The 8,228-nt window shown below is 68.7% G+C and carries 10 protein-coding genes; 5 read left to right on the forward strand and 5 right to left on the reverse strand.

Annotation, left to right across the window (positions count from 1 at the left end; genetic code table 11):
* Positions 1–226: class II fructose-bisphosphate aldolase (locus tag B4M62_RS13045; protein ID WP_290713715.1), on the reverse strand; the 226-nt coding region annotated here is incomplete at its 3' end.
* A 154-nt stretch (positions 227–380) separates the two neighbouring features.
* Here B4M62_RS13045 and B4M62_RS13050 point away from each other — a divergent pair.
* The 4 genes from B4M62_RS13050 to B4M62_RS13065 all read left to right on the forward strand — a co-directional run bounded on the left by B4M62_RS13050 (position 381) and on the right by B4M62_RS13065 (position 4,002).
* Positions 381–1,088, forward strand: a complete 708-nt coding sequence (locus B4M62_RS13050; protein WP_290713718.1) for a DedA family protein — start codon at positions 381–383, stop codon at positions 1,086–1,088.
* A gap of 23 nt (positions 1,089–1,111) precedes the next feature.
* Positions 1,112–1,744, forward strand: coding sequence for a TetR/AcrR family transcriptional regulator (locus B4M62_RS13055; protein WP_290713721.1), 633 nt, complete (start codon positions 1,112–1,114; stop codon positions 1,742–1,744).
* Between the two features lie 162 nt (positions 1,745–1,906).
* Positions 1,907–3,355 carry an LVIVD repeat-containing protein gene (locus B4M62_RS13060; RefSeq protein ID WP_290713724.1) on the forward strand — a complete coding sequence of 483 codons (1,449 nt, stop codon included), beginning with the start codon at positions 1,907–1,909 and terminating at the stop codon, positions 3,353–3,355.
* Entirely contained in the window at positions 3,352–4,002 is a 651-nt protein-coding gene (locus B4M62_RS13065) for a DUF305 domain-containing protein (RefSeq protein ID WP_290713727.1), read from the forward strand. The genes B4M62_RS13060 and B4M62_RS13065 overlap by 4 nt, the downstream gene beginning before the upstream one ends.
* 17 nt (positions 4,003–4,019) lie before the next feature.
* Here B4M62_RS13065 and B4M62_RS13070 read toward each other — a convergent pair whose 3' ends face one another.
* Genes B4M62_RS13070 through B4M62_RS13080 form a run of 3 tightly spaced genes read right to left on the reverse strand, consistent with a single transcriptional unit; the run spans position 4,020 to position 6,218 of the window.
* Positions 4,020–4,691, reverse strand: coding sequence for a TrmH family RNA methyltransferase (locus tag B4M62_RS13070; RefSeq protein ID WP_290713731.1), 672 nt, complete (start codon positions 4,689–4,691; stop codon positions 4,020–4,022).
* Positions 4,692–4,704: 13 nt separating this feature from the next.
* Positions 4,705–5,244, reverse strand: coding sequence for an orotate phosphoribosyltransferase (pyrE, locus tag B4M62_RS13075; protein WP_290713734.1), 540 nt, complete (start codon positions 5,242–5,244; stop codon positions 4,705–4,707).
* Complete coding sequence (locus tag B4M62_RS13080) at positions 5,241–6,218, reverse strand: hypothetical protein (protein ID WP_290713737.1); 978 nt, start codon at positions 6,216–6,218, stop codon at positions 5,241–5,243. The genes pyrE and B4M62_RS13080 overlap by 4 nt, the downstream gene beginning before the upstream one ends.
* Positions 6,219–6,288: 70 nt before the next feature.
* On the opposite strand from B4M62_RS13080, the gene B4M62_RS13085 reads away from it, so the two are divergent.
* Complete coding sequence (locus B4M62_RS13085) at positions 6,289–7,482, forward strand: M20 family metallopeptidase (protein ID WP_290713740.1); 1,194 nt, start codon at positions 6,289–6,291, stop codon at positions 7,480–7,482.
* A gap of 7 nt (positions 7,483–7,489) precedes the next feature.
* Here the strand turns inward: B4M62_RS13085 and B4M62_RS13090 are convergent.
* A partial coding sequence (locus B4M62_RS13090) for an AAA family ATPase (protein ID WP_290713743.1) occupies positions 7,490–8,228 on the reverse strand: 739 nt, incomplete at its 5' end.

Raw genomic sequence — 8,228 nt, forward strand, 5'->3', positions numbered from 1 at the left:
CCAGCGCCACGGCGCCGGTCACCATGTCTTTGACCCCCAGGCCCGAGCCTAACTCGGCACCGCCGGTGGAAAATTGAATGATTCCGTCGGATCCGGCATCGGCGAAGCCCTTGATGGCGGCGTTGATCGTCTCCGATGACGTGCAGTTGATGGCAGGGAAGGCGTACCCGCCGTCCTTGGCCTTCTGCAGCATCTCGGCGTAGGTCTGCGGAGTGGCAATGGGCATGGCAACGGTCCTCCAACGAGAGTTCGGTTAACTCGCACTCAGCGAGTGTCACGTGCCCTGCCAGTATGGCAAGCCCGCCGTGCGCGCTGTGCGCCGCCGTCGAATCAGACACACTCAGTCACCTCTCAGACCGCCGCCGGTAGCCTTGTGGCCTGTGAACTACTTGTCATTGGCGCAGACCACCACTGATTTCGTGGCCCTCCCCGGCATCTTGGACCCGTTCAACCTGATCGGCTGGTTCGGTGCCGCCGCATTCTGGGGTTTGCTGCTGGTGATCTTCATCGAGTCGGGGGTCCTGTTCCCGGTTCTGCCGGGCGATTCGCTGCTGTTCGTCGCCGGATTGATCGCCGCCGGAAGCGCCTCCGCCGACCATGCGCAGCAGGTTGCCGACGCGAACTTCAACATCTGGTGGCTGGTCATCACGATCCCGATCGCGGCCATCCTGGGCGGTCAGGTCGGCTATTGGATCGGCCGGTTCATCGGCGTCGAAATGTTCAAGCCCGACGCCCGATTCCTCAAGCAGCGCTACCTCGACGAAGCCCACGAATTCTTCGAGAAGCGCGGGCCCATCACCATCTTCCTCGCCCGCTTTGTCCCGATAGTCCGTACGCTCGCTCCGATCGTCGCCGGCTCGGCGCGCATGCGGTTCTCGATTTTCACGGCCTACAACGTGCTCGGCGCCATCGTCTGGGGCGCGGGGATCACCCTGCTGGGTTATTGGCTCGGACAGTTCTCAATCATCCAGAAGCTGATCGAGCCGATTTTCATCTTGATCGTCGTCCTGTCTGTCCTGCCGATGGTGTTCGAGTGGTACCGCCGGCGCCGGAACGCCAACGCCGGCGTGGACGAGTCGGCCGCCTGACCCCGGTCACCCATAATGGCGGTATGAGGGTACGCGGCGACCAATCGGCGCACACGCGGCTATTACTACTGATGGCGGCGGAGAAACTGTTCGCCGAGCACGGGATCGCCGCCGTCTCCCACCGGCAGATCTGCGAGGCGGCGGGGCAGCGCAACAATTACGCGATCGGCTACCACTTCGGCTCACGCGACGGCCTGCTGCGCGAGTTGCTGCGCACCCGCAACGCGCCCATCGAAGCGCTTCGGCGGCACATGGTCGACGAATTAAAGGAGCAGGTTTCGCCACGCGATTGGCTCCGATGCCTGGTCCACCCCCAAATCGAGTACCTCGGAACCAGTCCGGGTCCAACACATTTCGCCGCTTTCTGCGTGCAGATGGCGGCCGACCCCACGGCCTCCGGTCTGCTCTACGAGCACGCCACCTCGTCGTCGACCCTCATGCAGATCGTCGACGGGCTCGATGCGTCGATTCCCGAGCTACCGCCGGTGGCGGCCACCGTACGCACGATGCTGATCCGCAACGCGCTGATTTCGGCGTTCGCCGATTTCGAGCGCACCCGCAACGCGACCACTCCCTCGCCCAGTCAGTCATGGCGCCCATTCGCCGACGCGATGGTCGACGGTCTGTTGGGGCTGTGGCTGGCACCGCCGGCCTGAACTGCCGAGTCCACCTATTCAGTCGCTTGACTGAAGTAAGTGATGCGTGACACAGTATCGGGAATCTGTCTCGCTTCCTGGGGGTATCTCGTGGAGAAAACACGGACTGGCGCGCTTATTGCGGCGACCACGTTGGCGGCGGTCGCCGTGGTCGCGTCCCTGATGCCGACCGCAACCGCGGCCCCCCCGCCGGTATCGCCGGCCACCTGCGGGCCCGGCTCGCTGCCGGAGCGGGGTGTTCAGGGCGACGTCCCCGCCGCCGACCGCGACTCCGGCCGCAGCACCCGCGGTTACCGCTGCAATATCTCGCTCATGGGCGAGTACACCGGCCATGGCAGCGGCGTCACGTCGACCAGCTACGACCACTGCGGCTACATGGGGACCCTGTTCCCCGGATCGCTCGTGGGTCCCGATACCGGGGTCGCCGTGATCGACGCAGCCAACCCGGCGCGACCCACCAGGTCCGCGACGCTGCGCGCGCCCGCGATGATCGCCGGCACCTGGGAAAGCCTTAAGACCAACCGCAACAGCAAACTCCTCGTCGGCACCGGGGTGCCGCTGCTCTTCGGCGCCGGGCTGCTCGCGGTGTACGACGTCAGCGACTGCGCCCATCCGCGCCTGCTCAACGACGGCGGGCCCGGCTCGCTCAACGCCCCCCTGCCGATCACCGCACATGAGGGCGGCTTCTCGCCCGACGGTCGGACCTACTGGACGTCGGGCCTCGGCCCGGGTCTGATCAGCGCCGTCGACCTGCGCAACCCGTCGCGCCCCAGCGTGGTCGCCCAGTCCCTGACCGGTCTCGAGGCGCACGGCGTCGGCGTCAGCCCCGACGGCCGCACCCTGTACCTGTCGCACAACTTCGGCGGGATCAGCATCTACGACGTGAGTGACGTCCAGTTACGTCGCCCGAACCCCCAGATCCGCAAGCTCTCCCAGCTGAGCTGGTCCAACGGCTGGGCCACCCAGCACAGCATTCCGGTGTCCTACGGGACCAAGCAATTCCTGTTCACCGCACTCGAAGGCGGTTCCGGCGGCGTCAAGGTCGTCGACGTCACCGACCGTCGCACGCCACGGCAGGTCAACAACATCAAACTCGCCATCAACCTGCCCGAGAACCAGGCGCGCGGACTCGCCTCCAGCATGGGCGGCGGCGCCTTCGCCTACGAGTCGCACTATTGCGCCGCTGACCGGCAGGTCGACCCGACCGCGCTCGCCTGCGGCTGGATATCGTCGGGCATCCGGGTATTCGACGTGCGAAATCCTTTGCGCGTCAAAGAGATCGCGTACTACAACCCACCCGCCAAGACCAACCGGCATACCGAGCTGTGGAACTCCTCGCATGCCCTGGCGTCGGTACTCGGCATCCCACTGCTGTCCGCTCCGGCGATTCTCCAGTCGCTGGCGCAGGGCAACTTCGATCCCCGTCAGGCGTTGAGCAACCGGTCGGGCCGGCTGCTCGGCGACCTGTCCACCGACTGGTGCTTCTCGCCACCGGAATGGCGGGGCAACAAGCTCTATGCCACGTGTTCGGACAACGGATTTCAGGTGCTGGAGCTGACCAACGACGTCTATACGCCACCACCGAACCAGCGCTCGACAATCGGGTCGTGACACCGCCCCGACCAGCATGGACCGGCCGGTTGGTGACCGCGGTGACGTTGCTCGCCGTCACCGCCATCGCGCTGATCGCCGGGATCATGCTGCGCCCGGTGATCATCGACGACGATCACGGCGCCGCCGCATTGTTGTCCACGGTCGAAGTGGGGTTCCTGCAGGACATGTCGGCCCACCACCAACAGGCCTTATCGATGGCCCAACTCATCGACCGGCCGGGGGTCGACGACGGTGTCCGATCGTTGGCGCGGCAGATCCGCGTCGCCCAGGCCAACGAGATCGGCACCATGACCGGCTGGCTCTTGCTGGCCGACCAGCCGCTGGTCAACCCGGCGCCGATGTCGTGGATGACTCGCTACGGCACGACCGGCGGTATGCACGATCACGGCGCGGCCCACACCACCATGCCCGGGATGGCCACCGCCGACGATCTGTCCGCACTCGCTTCCCTCCCGCCGGCAGCGGCCGCAACGCGCTTCCTGCAGTTGATGCAGCGACACCACTACGGCGGGATCGCCATGGCACAGGACCTCGTCGCACAGGTTCCCGACGGCCTCACCCGTCAGCTGGCCCGATCGATGATCGGCACCCAGAGCAAGGAGACCGGCCTGATGGGCACGATGCTCACCCAGCGCGGCCCCTAAACCGCTACCGGTAACCGCTACCAGGCCTCGTCGAAATCGGCATGCTGGCCCACCCACGCGTGCATGGCGATCCCGGCCGCCACCCCTGCGTTAATCGAGCGCGTCGAACCGAATTGCGCGATCGACACGGTCAGATCCGCGCCCGACTGCGCGTCGGCGCTGACCCCGGGCCCCTCCTGCCCGAACAGCAGGACACACTCGCGCGGCAGCCGCGCCCGCTCGATGCGCAGGGCCCCGGGGGTGTTGTCGACCGCGACCACGGCCAGACCCCGCTCCCGGGCCCACCCGATCAGGCCGGCGACGGTGTCATGGTGCTCGAGATGCTGATAGCGGTCGGTAACCATGGCGCCCCGTCGATTCCACCGCCGGCGGCCGACGATGTGCACGGCTGCGGCGGCGAAGGCGTTGGCGGTGCGCACCACGGTGCCGATGTTGGCGTCGTGCGCGAAGTTCTCGATCGCGACGTGGAACGGGTGCCGGCGCGCGTCGATGTCGGCGACGATGGCCTCTCGCGTCCAGTACCGATAGGCGTCGACGACGTTGCGGGTGTCCCCCTCGGTGAGCAACTGCGGGTCGTAGCGCAGGTCGCTGGGTAGATCGCCGGGCCAGGGGCCGACCCCGACGGCAGGCCCGGTCCGGGCCTGCCATTCGGTGGGCCCGGGCTGATCGCCGGGCGATGCGGTAACCATCGGGACGGAGGGTTCAGGCCAAGCCGAGGTCGGCCAGGCCGAGCAACGACCGGTAGGGCACGCCGAGCGCACCGATGACCTCGTCCGCACCGGTCGCACGATCGACCACGGTGGCCACGCCGACGACCGTCGCACCCGCCGCGCGCGCCGCTTCCACCGCCGCGCTGGGCGACGCGCCGGTGGTGGAGGTGTCCTCGACGACCAGTACGCGCCGACCGGTGATGTCCGGCCCTTCAATGCGTCGCTGCATGCCGTGCGTTTTGGCGGCCTTGCGGACCACAAAGGCGTCGATCGGCCGCCCCGGGGCGTGCATGATCGACGTCGCCACCGGGTCGGCACCCAGCGTCAAGCCCCCCACCGCGGCAAAATCCCAGTCGGCGGTCAACTCGCGCATGAGGGCGCCGATCAACGGGCCCGCCTCGTGGTGCAGGGTCGCGCGACGCAGGTCGACGTAGTAGTCGGCCTCCCTGCCCGAGGACAGGGTGACCCGGCCGTGTACGACGGCCAATTCACTCACGAGAGCGGCGAGCCGCTCCCGGCCGGCGACGCTCACCGCTGATCGTCACCGGGGTGCAACTGCGACCGCGGCGGTCCCGGCCGCCGCCATCCCGGCTGTGTGGGCGGCGGCTGCGTGGGCGGCGGCTGGACGGGCGGCGACTGGACGGGCGGCGGCTGGACGGACGGTGACTGGACGGACGGTGGCACGACCCCTTGCTGCTGCGGTGCGGGTGGGCGCGGCGAAGAACGCCGCGCCGGAGCGGGTGGGCCCGGCGGTGTGCGGCCGAATGGGTCGTACTCGGACTGTTCAAGTGCCTCGCGCCGACGCTTGTCGCGCATATTCTCGGTCTTCTCGTCGGCCAGTTCGGCATTGGTCGGGCCGTGCGGGTCCCGCGGATCCGGGGCATCCTGCGGATCGACCGAGGGCGGCAGGACGCGCAGCAGATCAGCAAATCGGCGCACCACATCCAGGGCCGCGTCGAGACGCGTGGCGTCGTTGGTCAACGGCATGGATCCCAGCGCCCATTTACCCTCGGTCCACAGCACCTCGACGTACGGCGGGGCGGCGTTGGCCAGTGCGATCATCCGGCGGTCACATACCCGCCGGGCCACCTCGAGATTGTTGGAGAACATCACGCGCGGCCCCATGGCGCCGAGCAGTTCGACGTCGGTCTCGGCCGGGGCGAGAACGTCTTCGTGGCGGAGATCGACGATCACCTGCGACGCGGCCTTGCGGCGCACTGCCACGATCGTCGCGGTCTCGGTGAGATCGAAGACGACGGCTTCGGCGCCGTCGTAGTCGCCGAATGCGACGTCACGGACCTCCACGTGGTCGGGAACGTCCATGGCGGCACGCCGGAAGACCCGGCGCAGCTTCGTGTCCGATTCACGGTAGTCGAAGCCCTGGGCCTCGGCCCACACCTCACGGTTGGCGCGCGCGACGGAGGACCGCTGGCGATCGAGCCACAGCAGGAGCCCGGCCCCGGCGAGCGCGAGGATGGCGATGAGGAAGTACACGATGCTGGTCATCGCCTGCCACCTTACTATCGGTGGGCATGCGACCCGCAGTTCTGATCACCAAGTCGGTAGGGCGACGGCGATGACCCCGCTGTTGACCGGCACCGAGGAAGCCCTTCTACGGCAGTTGACGGCCGATCCGATCGTCGCACTGACGACCTCGCTGATCGCCGAGCGCAGCGAGAATCCGGGCGCGACCGAGGCCACGACGGTGGCCGTACTCGCCGATGCCTGCCGAAACGCAGGGCTGGCCGTCGACGTCGTCGACGCCGCTCCCGGGCGCCCGAATCTGGTGGCGACCCTGCCGGGACCGTCGACCCCCGGTCCGGCCCTGTTGTTTCTGGGGCATTCTGATGTTGTCCCGGCCGGGACCGGATGGTCGCAGGACCCGTTCGGTGCGCGGGTGTCGGGCGGACGGCTCACCGGCCGCGGGGCCGCCGACATGAAGGGCGGCCTGGCGGCGATCGTCGCGGCGATGGGCGTGCTCGCCCGCGCCGGGCTCGGCGGTCGCGTCGAGTTCGTCTGCACTGCCGACGAAGAGGCCGGCGGCCTCGGCGCACGCGCCTACGTGGCACGCCGGGCCCGGGCCGGCAACGTGCTGGGCTGCATCGTTGCCGAACCCACCCGGTTGCGCGCGGTGCACGCCGGCCGCGGCACCGCCAACGTGGCGATCACCGTCACCGGCAAGGCCGCCCATTCCGGGCGCCCCGGCGACGGCTGCAGCGCCATCGCCGTCGCCGGCCGCATTCTCGCCGTCATCGCCGATGACGGTGAGCGCCTCGCGCGACGCCCCCACCCCGAGCTCGGTGCCGCGACATGGAATGTCGGCACCATCGCCGGCGGGCAGGGCATCAATGTCGTCGCCGCCGACTGTCGCCTCGGCGTCGACCGCCGGCTCCTGCCCGACGAGGAGATCGCCGTTGTCGCCGCCGGCCTGCGCGCGCAGATCGCCGCACTCGGCCTGCCCGCCGAGGCCGCCGTCATTGTCGCCGTCGATTCGGAGACCCCCGCGTTCGCGACGGCCGCCGACGATCCGCTGACCGTCGGCGTCGGCGAGGCACTGGCGTCGCTCGGCTTGGATCCGGCCCCGCGGGTATGGAGCGCCGCCTGCGATGCGGGCTTCCTGCACCGCGATCTGGGCATCCGATCCATCGTGCTCGGCCCGGGCGACATCAACGACCAGGCCCACCAGGCCGATGAGTCGGTCGCCGTGGACGATCTCCTCACCGCCGCGAAGCTCTACACGCTGATCGCCCACCGGCTCCTCGCCCGCTGAACCGCGGTCAGCCGGCCGCGGCGTCGCTCACTTCGGCCCCCGCCGCCACGGCCAGCGATTCGCCGTCGCCGGTCACATCGACGACGACGGTGTCGCCGTCGCGGATGTCGCCGGCCAGCAACGCCTTGGCGAGCTGGTCGCCGATGGCCTGCTGTACCAGCCGGCGCAACGGGCGCGCACCGTAGAGCGGGTCGAACCCGCGCTCGGCCAGCCACTCCTTGGCTTTCGGCGTGACGTCGAGGGTCAGGCGCCGCGCCGCGAGCCGCTTGCCCAGGCTCTGGAGCGCGATGTCGACGATGGTCACCAGTTCCTCGGGGCTCAGCGCGTCGAAGATCAGGACCGCGTCGAGGCGGTTGATGAACTCCGGCTTGAAGGCCGATCGGACCGCCGCCATCACCTGTTCCTTGTCACCGCCGGCGCCGAGGTTTGACGTCAGAATGAGGATGGTGTTGCGGAAGTCGACCGTGCTGCCCTGTCCGTCGGTCAGCCGCCCCTCGTCGAGGACCTGCAGCAGCACGTCGAAGACATCCGGGTGGGCCTTCTCCACCTCGTCGAAGAGGATGACGGAGTAGGGACGACGCCGGACGGCCTCGGTGAGCTGTCCGCCCGACTCGTAGCCGACGTAGCCGGGAGGCGCACCGACCAGCCTGGCGACGCTGTGCTTCTCGCCGTATTCGCTCATGTCGATACGGACCATGGCCCGCTCGTCGTCGAAGAGGAATTCGGCGAGCGCCTTGGCCAGCTCG

The organism is Gordonia sp. UBA5067, from assembly GCF_002414845.1.
GTDB classification, from domain to species: Bacteria; Actinomycetota; Actinomycetes; order Mycobacteriales; family Mycobacteriaceae; genus Gordonia; species Gordonia defluvii.